17 protein-coding genes are annotated in these 19,256 nt (G+C 39.2%); 2 read left to right on the top strand and 15 right to left on the bottom strand.

Going from position 1 to position 19,256, the window contains the following annotated elements; genetic code table 11:
• Positions 1–25 precede the first annotated feature (25 nt).
• The 15 genes from BO18_RS10105 to BO18_RS10035 form a co-directional block, all read right to left on the bottom strand.
• Positions 26–532 (bottom strand): acyltransferase, encoded by a 507-nt coding sequence (locus BO18_RS10105; protein ID WP_034445881.1) that lies wholly within the window; start codon positions 530–532, stop codon positions 26–28.
• The gene (locus BO18_RS10100; protein WP_034445878.1) at positions 525–1,607 is read right to left on the bottom strand and encodes a Gfo/Idh/MocA family protein; all 1,083 of its coding nucleotides are present in this window, start codon (positions 1,605–1,607) and stop codon (positions 525–527) included. Before BO18_RS10100 ends, BO18_RS10105 begins: the two co-directional genes overlap by 8 nt.
• A gap of 16 nt (positions 1,608–1,623) precedes the next feature.
• Complete coding sequence (gene wecB / locus BO18_RS10095) at positions 1,624–2,691, bottom strand: non-hydrolyzing UDP-N-acetylglucosamine 2-epimerase (protein WP_034445875.1); 1,068 nt, start codon at positions 2,689–2,691, stop codon at positions 1,624–1,626.
• Positions 2,692–2,713: 22 nt separating this feature from the next.
• Positions 2,714–3,829 carry a glycosyltransferase gene (locus tag BO18_RS10090; RefSeq protein WP_034445872.1) on the bottom strand — a complete coding sequence of 372 codons (1,116 nt, stop codon included), beginning with the start codon at positions 3,827–3,829 and terminating at the stop codon, positions 2,714–2,716.
• A gap of 19 nt (positions 3,830–3,848) precedes the next feature.
• Entirely contained in the window at positions 3,849–4,934 is a 1,086-nt protein-coding gene (locus BO18_RS10085; RefSeq protein WP_034445869.1) for a glycosyltransferase family 1 protein, read from the bottom strand.
• Positions 4,935–4,967: 33 nt separating this feature from the next.
• Entirely contained in the window at positions 4,968–5,717 is a 750-nt protein-coding gene (locus BO18_RS10080; RefSeq protein ID WP_255350953.1) for an ATP-grasp fold amidoligase family protein, read from the bottom strand.
• Between the two features lie 336 nt (positions 5,718–6,053).
• Positions 6,054–7,265, bottom strand: a complete 1,212-nt coding sequence (locus BO18_RS10075; protein ID WP_034445867.1) for a glycosyltransferase — start codon at positions 7,263–7,265, stop codon at positions 6,054–6,056.
• 48 nt (positions 7,266–7,313) lie between these two features.
• Positions 7,314–8,408, bottom strand: a complete 1,095-nt coding sequence (locus BO18_RS10070) for a DegT/DnrJ/EryC1/StrS family aminotransferase (RefSeq protein ID WP_034445865.1) — start codon at positions 8,406–8,408, stop codon at positions 7,314–7,316.
• 70 nt (positions 8,409–8,478) lie between these two features.
• Positions 8,479–10,374, bottom strand: coding sequence for an asparagine synthase (glutamine-hydrolyzing) (gene asnB / locus BO18_RS10065; protein WP_034445862.1), 1,896 nt, complete (start codon positions 10,372–10,374; stop codon positions 8,479–8,481).
• Positions 10,375–10,377: 3 nt separating this feature from the next.
• Positions 10,378–11,328: a glycosyltransferase family 2 protein gene (locus tag BO18_RS10060; protein WP_034445860.1), complete on the bottom strand. Its 951-nt coding sequence runs from the start codon at positions 11,326–11,328 to the stop codon at positions 10,378–10,380.
• Between the two features lie 7 nt (positions 11,329–11,335).
• On the bottom strand, positions 11,336–12,481 hold the full coding sequence (locus BO18_RS10055) for a glycosyltransferase family 4 protein (protein ID WP_034445858.1): 1,146 nt from the start codon (positions 12,479–12,481) through the stop codon (positions 11,336–11,338).
• Positions 12,482–12,576: 95 nt separating this feature from the next.
• A complete protein-coding gene (locus BO18_RS10050) occupies positions 12,577–13,806 on the bottom strand; it encodes a nucleotide sugar dehydrogenase (protein WP_034447252.1) in 1,230 nt (409 codons plus the stop codon).
• A 398-nt stretch (positions 13,807–14,204) separates the two neighbouring features.
• Positions 14,205–15,380: a hypothetical protein gene (locus BO18_RS10045; RefSeq protein ID WP_034445856.1), complete on the bottom strand. Its 1,176-nt coding sequence runs from the start codon at positions 15,378–15,380 to the stop codon at positions 14,205–14,207.
• 99 nt (positions 15,381–15,479) lie between these two features.
• Positions 15,480–16,637, bottom strand: a complete 1,158-nt coding sequence (locus BO18_RS36490) for an ATP-binding protein (protein WP_207643569.1) — start codon at positions 16,635–16,637, stop codon at positions 15,480–15,482.
• Between the two features lie 140 nt (positions 16,638–16,777).
• Complete coding sequence (locus BO18_RS10035) at positions 16,778–17,410, bottom strand: flavin reductase (RefSeq protein ID WP_034447251.1); 633 nt, start codon at positions 17,408–17,410, stop codon at positions 16,778–16,780.
• A gap of 211 nt (positions 17,411–17,621) precedes the next feature.
• On the opposite strand from BO18_RS10035, the gene BO18_RS10030 reads away from it, so the two are divergent.
• On the top strand, positions 17,622–18,431 hold the full coding sequence (locus BO18_RS10030; RefSeq protein ID WP_066738222.1) for a hypothetical protein: 810 nt from the start codon (positions 17,622–17,624) through the stop codon (positions 18,429–18,431).
• Entirely contained in the window at positions 18,418–19,215 is a 798-nt protein-coding gene (locus BO18_RS10025; protein ID WP_034445851.1) for a hypothetical protein, read from the top strand. Before BO18_RS10030 ends, BO18_RS10025 begins: the two co-directional genes overlap by 14 nt.
• Positions 19,216–19,256: the final 41 nt, after the last annotated feature.

Here is a 19,256-nt window from a genome sequence, read left to right as displayed (position 1 = left end):
CAAGCTCCAAATTCATTAACAACACTCAGAATCTTTCAACAATATTCCCCTGTTCATCCACTTTTCCGTATGGTACAGCAGGAATACCTTTAACTATCGTATATGGTGGAACATCCTTAGTAACAACCGATCCCGCTGCCACCATGGCATATTCACCAATAGTATTACCACACACGACAGTTGCATTTGCACCTATAGTAGCACCTTTTTTTACCAATGTTTTTTTATAGTTCTCATGTCCCTTAGGATATTGAGATCTTGGTGTGAGGTCATTTGTAAAGACCATTGATGGTCCGCAAAACACGTAATCTTCAAGTTCTACACCTTCATAAACTGCTACATTATTCTGAATTTTAACCCCATTGCCAATCTTCACATTGTTTGAAACATTAACATTTTGGCCAAGAGAACAGTTCTCTCCAATCGATGCTTCGGATTGAATATGACAAAAGTGCCATATTTTTGTTCCTTTGCCAATTGTAACATTATCGTCAACATAACTCGACTCATGTACAAAAAAATCTTTACTCATTATCAAATCTTCCTTCAAATTCCACAGTTGAACAATTCTCTAATGGGAATTTTATCATCTCTCCTGTTGCAGCAGACTTATATATAGCAAGTACTAACTCCAAGGCTCTCTTGCCTGCCTCGCCATCTACATATGGTTTTCTGTCTTTATTTATTGCATCAATAACATCTGCATAAAGAGGTGTATGACCAAAGCCATAGACATTAGGGGGATTCTCATGGAAACGAGCTTTAACATCTTCCGGGTCATCAAGCATATCCGAAAATCTCCACTCTTCGATTACGTTAACAGATGCTCCACCGGCCTTTACTGTACCTTTTTCTCCAAAGATATATAATGTTTCTTCGAGATTCTTGGGATAAATGTTGGTAGTTCCCTCAACTATTCCATAAGAACCATTCTTGAATTTTATGAGTGCTATTCCTAAATCCTCTGCCTCAATATAATCATGCTTAAGGCGATCTGTCATACCCACAACACAGTCAATCTCATCGCCCATCATCCATCTCAAAAGATCAATATTATGAATACACTGATTCATTAGAGCTCCACCATCCTGAGCCCATGTACCACGCCATTTTGCACGAGAATAGTATTCATAATCTCTAGCCCATCTGATATGCGCAGTTCCGTGAAGCAGCCTGCCAAATCTCTCCATCTCAACAGCTTCACGAATTTTCTGAATCGATTTATTAAAACGATTCTGGTGACAGGCACAGACTTTCAAGCCCTCTTCCTTGGCAGTTTCAATAATTCTGTCTGCATCCGCAAGGGAAAGCGCAATAGGCTTTTCTATAATAACGTTTGCATGCCCCTTCTTTAGGCAATTGACTGCAATCTCAGCATGCTTACCTGATTCAGTAGCGATTGCTACCAACTCAGGTTTTTCTTTCTCCAGCATTTCCAAATAATCAGTATAACAATGCACATCTTCAGATAATTTAAACTTTACGATTTTATCGTGCATGTTCTGTTCTTCTATGTCACAGATTGCTACTATATCAAGGTTGTTGTTCTGTGCAGCAACAATATGATTGGGCGAAATACGCCCGCAACCAATTAATGCATACTTCATATAAGCGCTCCATTCACTAATAATTCTCAATAGCTAAAACAATTTTTTCAGAAGAATGCCCATCGCCAAATGGTTTATACTCTCCTTCAATAATCTGCTTTGCGCCAAGCTTTTCCAAAATATCATTTTTATCCGGCTTAGCAAGCTGATTTCTATTTCCAACCATCGTCTCTTGCCAACATACAAAATCCAAAATTGTCACGCATTGCTTTCTGGCAAAAAAAGCTTCTCTCTGCAATCCGCCAGAATCCGTAACAATTTTCATGGCATTGTTTACAAGGCAAATACTCTCAAGATACCCAACAGGTTCTGTCAATATAATATTGTTGTATTTCCTCTCATCAAAAACTTTTAAAGCTCTTTTAGTATTTCTTGGGTGCACCGGATAAACTGTTTTTTCCCGCAATTCCTCCATAGCATCTAATATCTGAGTGAGTTTTTCATCATCTGTGTTTTCTTCTCTATGACATGTCAGATAATAATACTCCCTTGGAACACTTATTTCTCCGCCATCCAATTTTCTAAGCGTAATACTATCCAACTGCACTTTATCTTTGTAAGTTTCAAAAGCGTCGTACATAGGATCCCCTACAAAGATTCCCCTATCAGAAAGGCCTTCCTTCTCCAGTTCTGTCAACGATTCCTGCGTAGCAGCAAGAAGCAGAGAAGATACATGATCTGTGCAAATTCTATTGATTTCCTCCGGATTAGTCATAGAATGAGTTCTAACGCCGGCCTCAATATGGCAAATCGGAATATGTAGTTTTGCTGCAGCAAGCGCAGCAGCCAAAGTCGAATTAGTATCCCCATAAAGGCAAACCCAGTCAGGTTTTTCTTTATTCATAACTTCTTCGAGGGATATCAGCATCTTTGCTGTCATTTCTGCATGGCTACCACCAGATATTCCCAAATTATAGTCCGGATCAGGAATGCTGAGTTCTTCAAAAAAGCTTTCAGACATATTATAATCATAATGCTGGCCTGTGTGGACAAGTATTTCATTATGCTTTTTTCTTAATTCCCTGGAGACAACAGCCTCTTTTATAAACTGCGGACGCGCTCCAACAACCGTCATTATTCTCATAAAATACTTGATTTCTCCTGATTCATTCCTCTAAATAATCCACAATCGGTTGCATAACAACGCTCATATCAATAGTATTCTTTGCAAAATCATGAATCATTTTCCTAAGTTCAATTTTTGAATACTTATTCTTTAACCTTTCATAAAAAGCCACAATCTCGTCTATTGGCACGGAAGTTTCATCATCGGGATATTTTAAGTAGAACTCACAATCCGGATTGCCAATAAACACATCTTCTACACATGCTGATATAAAAGGCATACCATATGCAAGATATTCTCTTGTCTTTAACGTACTGGAAACTGTCTTCTCAGCTCCAATTATGTGAAAACCAAAACTTCCAAGTCCTATATCTGCGTTTTGATATAACTCAGTCAATTCTTTTCCAGTTTTCTTACCACAAAAAATAACTTCATCTTCAAGTTTATACTGTTTAACTAATTCTTTATATGTTTGTAAGCTACCACCTTCGCCAACTAGTTCTAATACTACCCTCTTATTGTATCCTGACTTTTTATATTCACTGATTCCCTTAATTATACGTTCATATCCATGATGCTTTTGCATTGAAGCTACAGCAATTAAAACAATACTGTCACCATATTTATAGTCATAATCAACATCTATATCATCTACCAGGAATCCATTTTTCGTTTTAAGGGTCTTTACGTTAAGAATGTAATCATCTGATGAATATGTAACTATTCTATCAACCAGATTAAGAATTCTCTTTCTATATATTTTATCCTTAAAAAACCAAGGTATCATTGTTTTACTTGATAAATACTCGTTATCATATGGATAAGTAGGAAATTCCATAATGATCTTACAGCCTGAGTAGTTGTTCCTTATTGTTTTCAAAAACTTCAGGTACCCTCTGTCAAAATCGCCTTTCCTTATATAAGCAAAATCGCAGCCAAATCTTTTTATTTCGTCAAGGCCACTTTCATATTCACGACTTATTGAACCACCTGGAAGAATGGATAGTATTTTTTTTATTTTATTTCTTCTCTTTGGAATATGAACATGCTTAACATCGAAATAATTGCTAAGCACCTTTATCTGACTATCAACCTTCTTTTTAACCCCTACCGATTCTGAGTCGCTATAGGTAGTTATATATATCCCCTTTTTCATCCTGATATCCTCTGGACACTTATTCAAAACCATCTATCAAGAAAGACTCTATTATTTTTGCATTTTGGATTACATCGTACCCCTTCTCTGCCACCTGCAAATAACCATCCTTCTTTCTGATACCGATTTTATCATTGATTGCATCACACCATTTATCCACACCGCAATCAAGAGAAACATACTTAGTTTCTCCGATAATATCTGTTTCATTGGATATGGTGTCTGAAATAACACATGGCAATCCTGCTGTTTGCGCTTCCACTAAAACCACAGGGAAACCTTCAAACAATGATGGCATCACAAATACATCCATTGCCTGTAATAATTGCGGCACATCATTCCTCTCACCTAAGAACAGAACCTTATCAGAAATGCCGTACTTTTCTACAATTTCCTTGCACTCTGTTTCCAAGCTGCCTTTTCCTACCAGAATCAGAACAGCATTTTCATGTTGCTTTAAATAGCTATAGAAAATCTCAATTAAAAAAGCAAAGTTTTTCTGCTTTTCAAATCTTCCTATATCACCTAAGATAATTTTATCTTCTAGGCCTAGTTTTTTCCTATACTCGTTTCGTATGCTTTCATTATATTTAAATATTTCAGTATCAATTCCATTCGGAATGATTCTATATTCTTTGTTTCCAAACATCCACAAAGCTGCTTTTTCTCCACAAGCCACTTTGTGAGTACTGATGATATTGCAAAGTGGTCTAAGAAGGAAATGCAAATATCTAATAATCCCTAATTGCTCTGCACAATGTGAATGCAGAATTCGTTTTTTTGCTCCTCCCCAATATGCCGGAAGTAAATCTATTCCGCCCACGCATGTATCTGTATGTCTCCATACAATACTATAATTATTCTCTTTGACAATTCTTTTTATAGTTGAGAAACACTTAAACAAGCTCTCACTTTTGGTAGGAATAAAATAAATCTTACCCCCAAGTTTCTTTACTTCAGAGGCATATCCCCCTTCAGTTGGCTCATTATATATTGCAAAATCAAATTGAATCTTGCTTCTATCTATATTGCGATAGATATTCATTAAAAAAGTCTCTATTCCAGCCCTTTCTAATGAACCCACAATGTGTAATACTCTGATCATTCTTTCATCTCATTTATGCTCACAATAAAAATATCACTCAATTGCTTGGGGTAACTGTAATTTCTCTCCTAGAATCACATTCCAGTTTTCAGGAACAAACTTAAAGAATCCGCCCCATGTATAGAAAGTAATCTCACCAAAAATGAAATCATCATTAATAACGTAAAAATCTACTCTTGCGGTAGGAAATTCAGCAGACAACAATTCTGCAGCCTCAATCATACCATCGATACATTTTGGAAAAACATGATCCTTGCCGGAATTATCATAATACGTTGTGACCATGTTAAGTTTGTTAAGATCTCGATCATAAAAATCGTTTGTCCGGTAATCAAGTCTATTATGGGCTATTCCACCGCAAACAGTTATAAACTCAACTTTTCCGTGAATACAAGTCAATTTGTACTCTATGGAATCAGCGTTTCCCAGCCCATCTACGTATGGCTCAGCTATTATTCTCGGATTAACATTTTTATATTGCCACTCACGACTACCATAAAAGTAATTTCTCTTCAGCCTTGCGTCAAAATAGCTATTTATAGCGTCAAATTCACATTCTGCTTTATTCTTGACAACTCTTAATCCACCACTATCATGAGTTGCCTTAAGTACAAAGGCATCTGGAAGCTTATCATATTCTATATCTTCAGGTCTGTCCCATACTCCAATGCATGGTATTATATGCTCCGCGCCAAGCTTATCAATTACATATTGCTTGACCTCATATTTGTCAACCATCTGCGTCAACCGTGGATTGTGGTAATAACATTTTAACCACTGCATTTTCTCTGAAAATGTAGTAGGATTATCAAAATTGATCTTCTTACCGTAAAAGCACTTATACAAGCGCTGTAAATACTCTTCGTCTGAATTGTTATTATAAAAACCTTTTGCTCCTAAGAATTGGCAAAAACAATAACTCAAATTTGTTGCTCGAATCATTTGAAGTTTATATATTAAACTACTCACAAAAACGCTGTCCTTCTTTCAATAAAGTGATAATACTTGTCACTGTGGAACAAGCATTATTCTACAATTATACTTCCCGCTTAGAATGCTGGCAATGCCAATACCTCTTATGAAGATTAGTAATGATAATTTCCAATTACAATTCCTTGATTATTCTCCGTAAATTACTTGAATCCATTTATGGATTGCATTCCTGATATCAAGTATTTTGCTCCGTTCAACACTCTTTCCTTCAAGTTGATTAGATAATTCTTTATCAGTCAAGACTCGAATCATAGCATCTGATAATTCCGATTCGGTTGATTCAAGCGGTATATAACTACTATGTTCTGTGCCGGAACAAACAGGTGTTAAGATTCCGTATTCGCAATCAATCGCCTTGGTAACCGGCTCAGTCTTATCCATAATATCTGGCGCAATAATCTCTCTTGCTCCAGTCCTAAAGTCAGAAGCAATACACGGTAAACCTACACACATAGCTTCAGCAAGTGCATTAGGGAAGCCTTCAAACAAAGAAGGGAAAACAAAAAGATCTGATTTATTCAGGTATTTGTAAACATTTTCTGTATGCCCCAACATAATAACACAGTCGTTCAAATCTAGCTGTTTTATTAGGTCGTTTAAGTATTGCTCCTGAGGGCCTTCGCCTGCGATCAGCAAAACGGAATCCGGAATATTGTCATGTACTTTTTGAAATGCCCTTATAAGATGCCCCTGCCCTTTTTGAGGAGATAATCTTCCAACATTACAAATTATTTTTTTTCCGGTGATTCGATTTAGAACTTCAGGTTCTATCGCCTCATCCGCAAGCTTTTTTATCTTTTCTAAGTCATAGCCATTTGGAATTGCTACCACTTTTTTCTTATCGAGTTTGAAATCTGTAACAAGCTCTTTTTCAAGTTCTTTTGATACAGCAACTACTTTATCTGCACGCCCATACATAAGCCGCGCCAAAGGGTTAACTATATACCTATATTGAGGTAAGTCCCTGCTTCCTGACAAAGACACTCTTACTGATACAATTGTTTTGCAATATTTATTACCTGAAAGAATATTGGCTACGCTAGCACTATCACTAAAACTGATGCAAGCAGCGTAATTGCCACTTTTCTTAAGCTTACGCAGTTTAAGTATTCTAAGAACAAATACCCGGAACTGGAACAATACAGAACCTGTTTTGGGTTTCTCTGTTATACCCAGCGAATGTATTTTCCCTCGAAACGGAAAAGCTTTTTTATATTCACTATTTACTAAAGTCTCTATTTCCCAATCATCCGGAAAGTTCATTTGTATATTGGATAACGCTCGTTGTGCGCCACCTTCGTAAAGATATGGGATTACGAATAGTAATTTCTTTTTCATATACGCTTTACAGGTATTCACCCCTTGTCCTTCGTCACTTTTGAGAATTTAAAAGCTGTTTATCTTCTCAATAACATAATCCTGCTCATCTTTGGTCATTCCGTTGTATAGCGGAATCGAAAGCACTGTTTTGGAATATTTCTCTGTCATTGGGAGATCACCTTCTTTTAACCCAAGATAACTGTAGGCTTCGGAAAGATGTGGCGGTATCGGATAGTGAATAATACTCCCGATACCATTGTCATCAAGGTACTTCATCAATTCATCGCGATAGTCACTTTTTATGACAAACTGATGCCAGATGTGAGTGGCTCTCTCACGAATCTTTGGAAGTTCGATTTTAATGTTATTAAGCTCATTTAGGTAGCGCTCGCATATATTTTTCTTTTCCATGGCGAGTTCATCAAGATGTGCGAGACGGACACGCAAGAATCCAGCTTGAATCTCATCGAGTCTGGAATTTGCCCCTACAACCTTGTTGTAGTATCGTTTCTCAGAGCCATAATTGCGAAAAACTCTTGTATCTTCTGCTATTTTATCATCATTGGTCGTGATGGCACCTGCGTCTCCAAAAGCCCCAAGGTTCTTTGATGGATAAAAAGAAAAACAGCCGATGTCACCGAATGTTCCAATCTGCTGCCCGTTAAACTTAGCACCATGAGCCTGGGCACAATCTTCTACAAGACGCAGGTTATGCTTATGGCAAATATCGACAATAGGAGCCATATTTGACGCCTGTCCATACAAATGTACTATGAGAACAGCCTTCGTCTTTTCAGTAATCTTTTCTTCAATTTTGTCTGCATCAATATTAAAGAACTCGTCAGGCTCAACAAATACTGGAGTTGCACCGTTCATGGTAATTCCCATAACGCTTGCTATATATGTATTTCCCTGAACAATAACTTCGTCGCCCCGTCCAATCCCAAGTATCCGGAACGCAATCCAAAGTGCATCAAGACCACTAGCCAGGCCCACACAATGCTTTGCACCAACGTAGCTTGCAAATTCTTCTTCAAAACTCTTAACTTCATTACCAAGTATATACCATCCGGAACGCAATACTTCGAGAGCCTTATTCTCGAATTCCTCCTGATACATATAAAAGCCTCTGTCGAGGCGGTTTGGCATTATCTTTTCCATCGCACAATTCTTCCATCTCAAAAAATATGCATCACTAAAAAAGCTCACTTTAGTCTATAACATATAGTATTTATTCCATATACTCTTCCCACCATCTCTGGAACATATAAAAAGACCACAATACCGAACTGTAAATGATTGTGTTGTTGTGTTCCTGAATCTGGATGAGCTTTCTTACGCCTTCAGAATCGAAGAGGCCCTGTTGTCTTAAGTAACTCTCATCTGCATATCGCATGATCTCTTTTTTCAATGGTCCGCGAAGCCACTTGGCGAGAGGTACACCAAAGCCACGTTTGGGGCCTGAAAGGTATTCCTTCGGAATGTAATCGTAGGCGAGGGCCTTTAGGATATGCTTCTTATCTCCCAGAAGTACATTCTTCGGGAAAGAGCCAGCCTTGATATCCCTGGTAAATTTGTACTCGTGGGGAATCCGGAAGGATTTCTCGACTACGCGGTAGTCCAAAAGAGGGCTTCTGACCTCCAGAGAATACTTCATAGATGCCCTGTCCGTCTTGCACATGATCTCGTCCGGAAGGTATGTGACCATATCAAGGAGCATGCGGCGCTCCTGCCAGTTTTTATACTTAAATCTGGCTTCATCCGGATGCTTGGGATTAACTGCCACTCCACCCAGAATGTTGCTGACCTGCTCTGCCGTAACATCGATAAAGAGCTGCGTCCTGAAATCATCGCTTCGGTTATTTATAAGTGCCCTTACTTCCGGGCGTATACTTCCCTTGATGGCATTCATCCCGGGAATATGGTAAAGGAGATTTCCCACCCAGTCCACTTTCTGGGCTATATCCACCAGGTCGTACATCTTATAACCGCAAAAGAGCTCGTCCCCGCCGTCTCCGGACAGAGCAACAGTCACGTTATCCGCTGCCAGTTTGGAAACCAGCATGGTTGGAAGCTGTGACGCATCAGAAAAAGGTTCATCGTAATAAGTTACAATTCCTTCCAGCATGTCAAAGATTTCCTTATCACCGATATAAAGCTCTGTATGATCGGTACCGAGATATTTTGCTATTTCAGCCGCCTTATCGGCCTCGTTTCGCTCTTTTTCATTAAAACCAATGGTGAAAGTCCTGACGGGAGTTGAAAGATTCTTTTGCGCAATCGCAGTAATCAGCGCAGAATCTATTCCGCTGCTTAGGAACGTTCCAACTGGCACGTCAGCCACCATACGCTTCATTACTGCGTCTGTCAGGACCTCATTAAGCTCGCGTTTTGCACTATCAAAATTGGTAATAATCCGACTAGACATGGATTCTTTTTGCTTCGCGATATCCCAGTACTTGCAGATTGTGAGCTGATTACCTTTTAACACCGCATAAGTGCCGGATTCCAGCTTGTACGTATTCTTAAAAATAGTTCTGGGCGCAGCCACAAATTTGTAACAAAGATAATTAGCCAGAGACGTATAATCAATTTCTTTATGGAATGATGGATAAAGCATGATAGGCTTAAGTTCGGACCCAAAAACAAAGTCGTGTTCTTCAGGATTAAAATAGTAAAAGAACGGTTTTACTCCCATCCTGTCCCTTGCAATCACAAGCTTTTCTTCCCGAGAGTCCCAAATAGCAATCGCAAACATGCCATTAAACTTAGAAAAGCACTCCTCGCCCCATTTGGCATATGAATAAAGGATTACTTCAGTGTCACAATCGGACTTAATGGTGTAGCCATCTTTTTCCAACTCTTTTCGAAGTTCCTTGAAATTATAGACCTCTCCGTTAAATACGATGGAAACTCTCCCATCAGCTGTATGCATGGGCTGATGTCCCAACTCAGAAAGGTCAAAAATCGAAAGCCGCCTATGGGCAAGGCCAATGAATAATTCATTGCTGGCAATCTGCCACGAACCAGCATCGTTTGGCCCACGATGCGTCATGGTATCACGCATCTTATTAAGCACTTTATCATCTATTCTTTTTTTACCTACATATCCACAAATCCCACACATACATCAATGTTTCTCAAATTCTTCCACAGACTTAACACTATAGGGTGTATCAACATGTACTCCATAGTAAGTCTTAATCAAAATCTCACTCATTAGGCCAAATATGATCATCAAAAGACCTATGATAACGAAAAATACAGTTAAAAGCGGCGGGAAGATATTATTGGACATCTTTCTTCCCATAGCAAAAAGAACTATTGACCAAATTCCGCACGCAAACCCAAGTACTTCAAAAACAAATCCAATTCCGCCAAGAAGATGGAGAGGCCTTGTGGCAAATTTATTCCAGAACCAAACTGAAATCATGTCAACAAAGCCTTTTATCGTGCGCTTCCAGTTGTACTTGGTGTATCCCGAAGTTCTCGCCCTGTGATTTACAACTACCTCTCCAACTGTAAAGCCTTTAATCTTAAGAATGGCGGGGATGAATCTATGCTGTTCTCCATAAAGCGTAATACCCTTGAAGCACTCTCTTTTATAAACCTTGAGAGAACATCCACTGTCATGAATACCATCATGTACAAGCAAATACCTGAGGAAATTAGCTCCCCTTGACACAAATCTCTTCATAAAAGTATCTTTTCTGTTCTTTCTCCACCCTGAAACTACGTCTACATCATTATCCTTAAGGTATTTTAGCATGTTAGGAATATCTGCCGGATCATTTTGTCCGTCTCCGTCCATTGTTACTATATAATCATATTGAGATTCCTTAATTCCCGCATCCATTGCAGCTGTCTGTCCAAAGTTCTTACGCATAGTAATAAGCTTCAGCGGCGACAATGTCCTGCACACCTCATCCGTCGCATCTGAAGAGCCATCGTTTATAAAAATGATTTCGTATGTGTACCCATTTTCTTCACATACATCCTTAATCTCCTTATGCAACCTTGCTATATTGCCTTCTTCATTATAAACAGGAACAACTACCGAAATACTAATATTTTCCATCATTCAAACCTCAAATTATTGCTTTTCCAAAAATCTCCATATATGCCTTCGCGGTATTCTTCCACGAGAAACGCTTTTCCACCAGTTCGCCGCTCCTTGCGCCCATACGCTTTCGCGTAGACTCATCAAAGCATAATTCCACTATTCTTTTACCAAAATCCTCCGCATTCAGCACATAGCCATTCCCATCAATAAGCTCGTCGCTGCCCTGACAAGGTGTCATAAGTATTGGAAGGCCATAGGACATAGCCTCTAGAACGACATTCGGCATCCCTTCTTTTCTTGACGGAAAAAGAAAAATGTCCGCATCAGAATAAAATGCTGGTAGTTCCTCCTTGACCTTTTGTCCATGGAATTGAACAATATTAGCGAGTTTACCCTCTTCCACTATTGTTTCCAGTTCTCCTCTGTAAGGTCCATCACCAACTATATCAAGTCCTACACTTATTCCTTTCACCGAACACTCTTTTACCACGTCACTCATCTGAGGGAGTATATCCTGAAGGCCTTTTCGCTCGATTAGCCTTGATACAAAAAGTAAGCGTATAGCGCCATCTCGTCGTCTCTCATGTACATTCGCCCCCTGAGAAAAAGCCCTAAGGTCTGCACCATTTGGAATAATTCTGATATCTTTCTTATCATAAAACCCTTCAGCCAGTTTCTTAAGCCCTTCACTGTTCGCAACCAGTGCAGCAGCTTCATTCCATACTAGTTTTATAGCTGGAGCAACTGCTTTATAAACAAACGCAAACCTATCCTGAAATCCTGGTATGTCTCCGCCACCAAATCTTATCACATAGGGTAGTTTATATTTCAATTTTAACATATACCCAATTGGACCACTGGGAATACCAAAAAAGACCTGACAAACATCAAACCTCTTTTTCCTCTCAAGTCTGTCAGCAAGAGGTATTGCCTTTATAAGATAATCAAGCATTTCAACAAATCCGCAATGCTCCGCATGCTTTCTTTTGGAACGCACCCTATATATTTCTATATTATCATAACTCTCATGTTCCTGTAGTCCCACATACCAAGCAGTAACTATTGTCACATCGTGTCCCACACCCACATACTCTTTAGCCAAATGCATGCAAGCGTTAGCACCGCCGCCGCCAATCGGAGGGTACTCATGAGAAACCATCAGTATTTTCATTAAATTATTCGTCTTTCATCCTTAATTCTTATGCTACGGCAACCATTCCCATCACAAACAGAACACATTTTACCATTTTTCTTTCGATTTTTCTATCAATCCCTTCTAAATAAATCCCTCGTATAAACCTTTTCCTTAACATCATCCAATACAGGTTCATACCTGTTAGCAATTATTGCATCAGAATCAGCTTTAAACCTTTCAATATCATTGACTACAAGACTACCAAAGAACGTAGTTCCATCTTCAAGAGTAGGTTCATACACAATTACGGTGGCGCCTTTGGCTTTTATCCTTTTCATAACTCCTTGGATAGAACTCTGTCTAAAGTTGTCGCTATTGGATTTCATGGTAAGTCTATAGACACCTACAGTTATAGGGCGCTCATTTTCAACATTCCACATTGAACTTGCTGTGTAGTATCCCGCTTTTTCCAAAACGCGATCAGCAATATGATCTTTCCTCGTTCTATTGCTCTCCACAATTGCCCTTATAAGATCTTCCGGAACATCTTGAAAATTAGCCAATAACTGCTTAGTGTCCTTAGGCAAGCAATAGCCGCCATACCCAAATGAAGGATTATTGTAATGATCCCCTATTCGAGGATCAAGACATACTCCCTGAATGATTGATTTGGTATCTAATCCCTTCAATTCTGCGTATGTGTCAAGTTCATTAAAATATGATACTCTCAGCGCGAGATAGGTATTGGCAAACAGCTTTACAGCTTCAGCTTCTGTTGTCCCCATAAATAAGACATCGATATTCTTTTTCTCTGCAGCATCTGTAAGCAGTTCTGCAAAAGCCTTAGCCTTCTCTTCTTCTCCATTGTGTCCAACAATGATACGAGATGGATAAAGATTGTCGTAAAGGGCCTTGGACTCCCGGAGGAATTCAGGCGAAAAAAGGATTCTATCCGTTTTGAACTTTTCTCTGACCATTTTCGTATAGCCAACAGGAATAGTAGACTTAATTACCATCGTGGCTTTATCGCTAGATTTCAAGACCAGATTTATCACAGTTTCAACTGCGGAACAATCGAAAAAATTTCTCTTTGGATCATAATTAGTGGGAGCTGCTATAATAACATAATCAGCATCTCTGTAAGCAGAAGCACCATCCGTGGTTGCCTTAAGGTTTAACTTCCTGTCTTCGTGCTCTGCTAAATACTTTTCAATATAGTCATCTTGAATTGGAGAAAACCATTTATTTAGTTTATCAACTTTCTCCTGCACAATGTCAACTGCCGTCACCTCATTGTGCTGTGAAAGCAACACAGCTAATGATAGTCCTACATATCCAGTTCCTGCTACAGCAATCTTCATATTATTCACATCCTTTCGAGTCATACAATTATATTAAATCTCTTTATAATCATTTGGTATATCCCTCATGGCGGCACTTCATCAAACACACCCAATCCACTGCATTGTATTACATCAATTCCACCATATACAGGCTCATAAAGCATTGGAATAAAGCTATCTATAAACAGTATAACATACTAGTACATCTGATCATAAATGATAATATCCGTTTGCCTGCTAATATACTCTTCAAATGCGCCATCTTAGCTGCATATAATCCAAGCGCAAGGCATGCACCTCTGCCCACCCAGAATCTTGGATCCTGCCACCACCAAGCAGCTGCCACTTTTTAGAAATATTTCATTGATTAACCAGACAAGGATTTCTGTATTAGTCACCGTTCTGATCTTGTTCGCCTATACAATCACACTTACCGGATTTGCCAGACTCGGTAAAGAAAGATTACAATTCCGGCAATTTGGATTACCCTTGCAGATCCATTCACATCGCCCTGGAGTGTCATTTGTACAGTAAACTTTATCGGTATATCTTTTGGGATACACTTCGGCTATAGCCCATTTTTTGTTTTTATCACCGCTATTTGAAATAAAAACACAGTCTGCATCAGGAAGATGGGAGCTATAATATGCCTTTGTTCCGTGGTGTGGGCTCTTTAAGAATACATAGCTATCCTGAATTCTGCCTTTCTTCTTCAAGTATCCTACAACTTTATTCGACGCATCACCTAAAGCCAATATTTCTTTTCCCTTGCTGAATACAACACTGCAATCATTTTGAGTCTTGACTAAGCTGCTGGCTTTTGAGCTTATAATCTTTGAAGTAGCTGCGTCGACAACAATACCTATCGCAGCTTCAAAATCTTCCAATCTTCTATGTGCAAGTGTAAAATCATTCCGCATTACAGAATAACGTTGCTGCAAAGAATCTTCAGGAATATCTTGTTCATTTACTAAAAGATAAAAATCCACAAAAGCCTTACTATAATTATTAACAGCTTCATCCAATGAACCAATGTCATTATCATTGTCCATCAGCTCTATGCAGATGCTTCGTATTTCCTCTGACATAACTGCAAACTTCTTTTTTGAATCCACTTCTGGCCAGAGAATATCAAATTTTGTTTTTCCTACATTAATCTGATCCCCATACGCAACAGTTTTAATACTGTAGGATGGTGCGGTCAATTGAATTATTGAAACAAATAACTTTTGAAGAGTGTTAAGCTTGGTTTTCCGCCCCAATACATGTAGATACATAATGGTTCTTAATTGATCTATAAAGTAATTATCAGTATAATCACAGGTTCCACCTGCAACAATATACTTAGGCAGATAGATGGTCCCTACCTTTTGGCTATCGTCAGCCATTGATATTAACCCATTATAGTGATCCTCGTCGAAATGGGTTATAAGTATCTCGTCCTTTCCAAATGAAAAGTCGCCCTTTATCGCATTGTATGCTAACTCTCCTTTTCCATCGAACTTTGCTCCGCAGTCAACCAAAAGCTTGTTATCGTTATCATCATAGATGATTGCTTCTCCAAAATTAACATTGTACATTCTTATGTTCATGCCATAATCCTCCTGAAGAGCACTTACAATGTTTTTCCTACTTCTCAGTTTTTGAACTTTGAACTTTTTCTGTATCCAGTTCCTCTTCCATTGCCAGTTTTATATATATCCGTTATCAACCAACTTGTTCAAAATTGATACCACTTTGGTTTTTCCCATATTCGTTAGTTCAGCTATTTTTGAACTGGACATACTAATATTCCCATATTTATTTAGTAAATCCATAATCTTGCCTTCATCTTCACTAAACTCATTATCCGCAGAAACTATTGGCAATGTAATACGTATCATATTTTCCATAACGTTGTACACAGGCTTTGATAGACTTTCAGAGTATGCCTCGCCAATTCTTCTAATGCCTGTTCCAAATCTTTCTATCAAATTAAGTCGTAGGAACACGTAGCAAATAATCGGATTGCGAGGTAATAATAACCCACCTTCCAAGTATTCCTCAATGGAAATGCCAGTTACAAGACCGCCTGGAGAAGTAATTTCTATCCTATTATCAAACATCGACACAGTTATATTCGCATTAACATCCCACATTCTATGCACTAACGCATTGGCAATAGCTTCACGGAAAGCCTCTTCAGGAATTAACTCTCTTTTTTCTCTTACGCTACCATGGACTTCCTCATATTGATAATACTTTCGAAACATATTTATCATAAGATCATATTGTTCCAAGATTGATATGTGATCAAACGTCTCGCGATCCAAGATAATGCTGATATTCTGACCAAATCTTACCGCATCAATACCGCAACAGCTATTATGATCAGCAAGTAGCTCTGCAGCTTTGTTATATCCACCAGCATCGCTAAACAAATCCAAGGTTTTTAGAACATCCTTAGACATTTCCCTGATATTCAGTAGTTCCTTCATTTTGTTCTCAAGTACCTTGAAAGTCAAATCATCTGTAGCACTGGCCATTTCTTCATATGTACGATTTTCCCCTTCTAGTATCAGCCTTGATAATTCTGCTCTATCAACTGGGACAGTTGAAGCATTGGCTCTTCTATAAGCTACAGAATTGCAAAAGTAGGGCTTACATTGCCCCTCCATTACTTTTAAACTGATTACACCGGTCTTTTCATTTATAGTTATAGAATAATTAGGAACCGGATCAAGACTATCATTTATCAGATTCTCAATTCTCAAGCACTCCTCATTAGCATTATTTACTCCAACCACGTTTCCATCATCGTCAATGCCAAACATTATTACTCCGGTGCCATAATTTGCGAAAGCACTCACTTGTAATTCAAAGCGAACGCAATAGCAAACGTTTTTTTTGCGTTCGCATTTGCGTTCATCAAAAAGTCATATTCATTCCATAAAAAACACACCAACTGTCAGGAGCTGGTGTGTTTGGAAATCGTATTGTATATCTAAATTTATCTTACAATCTTCTCAAAATCAGCCTTGGGGTGCTTGCAGATTGGGCAGATAAAGTCGTCTGGAAGCTCCTCGCCAACCCATTCGTAACCGCAGATCCTGCAGCGCCAGATTGTCTCGCCCTTGGGAGTTGTGCCAACAGCTTCGGGCTTTGACTTGATTTCGTTCTGGTAATATTCATAAGTACAGGAGCCTGTGTCGGACAGAACCGTCATAAAGGTAGGCTCACAGATGAAAAGAGTGTGTGAACCAAGATCCACTTCCTGCTCAACCCTCAAAGAGAAATAGGCGTTGGTGCCTACTGTAATATAAGGGATTCCGTTTTCGGCTATGGAATAGTTCTTTTCATCAAAATCAGCACCAAACTTGTCCACATCTCTTCCGGACTGGAAGCCGAAGTGCTTGAACAGGTCAAAAGAGGCGTCCTTGCTGATGACAGAAATGTTGCAGGCGCCTGTGTCTTTGATCATGTCATGGGTATAATTAGCCTTGTTTACTGCGATGGATATACGGTTAGGCTCGGATGCGACCTGAATAGCCGTGTTGATGATGCAGCCATTCTTCTTGTCGCCTCGAACTGTTGTACATACGAACAAGCCATAAGATAGTTTGTACATTGCCTTTGTGTTCATCTCTGCCATAGAAAACCTCCTTTATCAAGAATCGTTGACGTGCATGCGCAAAGTTGTACTCTATATACAGGTATATTTTACCACATACTTTGTTTGTCTAAGCAGCTTTTCTTTTGTTATAATTACCGGACATCATTTGACTTGCGTCAAATAAAAATGATATCATTATAGTGTGACTAATCTGTAAAAAATCAACAGGAGTACCCTTATTGTGGCAAGAATAATAAAAGAAAAACAGGATCTTACATACCTTCAATGGTCCCATGTCAGAAGTTCAAGCGGAACAGCGGGTACCTTTTTAAAGGCCAGTTCTTTTATCGGTGGAGAAAAGAGATATTACAAGCTCTCGGATTTCGATCCTTCGAAAGGCGTGGTAGGACATGAATGCGTAAATGAAATAATCGTTGACCGTCTTCTTACGCTACTTAATGTTGAACACCTGGAATATGAACTGATCAATGCAGATATAGAAATTGACAGCAGAACGTATAGTACTTACCTCTGTTCGTCTTTGGATTTCAAAGCCGACAAAGAAACAAAGGTAGCTTTAGATGATTATTACCGCGAAAACACCTTCCCGGGAGAATCGCCATATGACTTCTGTGTCAGACAGGGGTGGGCGAATTATATCAATAACATGCTTGTCATCGACTACATCATTCTAAATAGGGATCGTCACGGCGCTAATATCGAGGTTTTGAGGAACTCCCGAGCCCATACGCTACGTCTTGCCCCTCTCTTCGACCATGGTATCTCACTCCTGTACTCCTGCCATTCAGATGAAGTCGCTAAGACGTTTGATATCACAGCTGACAAGCAGTGTAATAATTTCATCGGCGGACGCTCCTGTTATGAGAATTTATCTCTTTTGCCGTCAAAAGAAAAACTGTTTAATGGAATGTTAATTCCGAAGCACAAAGATGTCTTGTTTGAAGGGTTGGAAGAAGTCTTATCCAAGACTTTTATGGACCGAATATGGGACATGATCTACGAAAGGTACCAAATATATGAGAATCTTTGAGATTATTGATGATGAGGAGCGCCTGAATGTAGGCACACTTCTATATTACGAAAAAGAAAAAGATTTCATCATTGAACTGGCGGAAGGGCTTGACGAGTGGAATGCGCCTCTTTTGTTTACTAAGAAGGTAAAGGAGGGCGCACTGACAATCCCCAGAGATCTGAGTAAAACCTGGGTCAGGGAAAGAGTCATTCCAAGCGGAAGGCAGAACATCGGAAGTATCCTTTCCACTCACAGATTGAAGGAATATGACGAAATGAAGCTCCTGGAATTGGCGCAGGGGCGCTGTTCTCAAGATTCTCTTTTTATAAACAAGCTGGACTCGCTACCCAACTATGTTCTACAGCGGCAAAAGCACAACCTGAACGATGTTACAGTGCTTGAGGAAAACTCTATTCTATGCTTCTTTGCTGACGGCTTGGTAAGGAAGGTTCCGTTGGAAACACTGAAGGAAATTGAGAAAATTGAATCCGTGCTGAAGAACCGTCCTCTTTTTGAGACCTGTGCTATCGGCGTGGGGGGATACTATCTTACCTTCAACGATTCTATCGACGTCTCTGCGCAGCTTCTGCGCAAAAAAGGAAAGCCAATACCCTTAGATTATCGGGACTTTCTTTCCTTTGTCAAAAGAAGCATCGTAGACACCACCTCCAGTTGCAGTATGCTGGGGTGTTCCAGGCAAAATCTGTCATATCTGGTTGGCCAGGGACAGCTTGATCCTATAAAAGAGAATGTGAAGGGTAATCTTTACGCCAAAAAAGACATCGAAAAACTGCGGTGGTAAAAGAGCTGGTGTACCTTGATCTCGATTTACGCTGAATTGAC

Source organism: Butyrivibrio sp. AE2032, from assembly GCF_000702965.1.
This window is presented reverse-complemented; position numbering and strand designations above follow the sequence as displayed.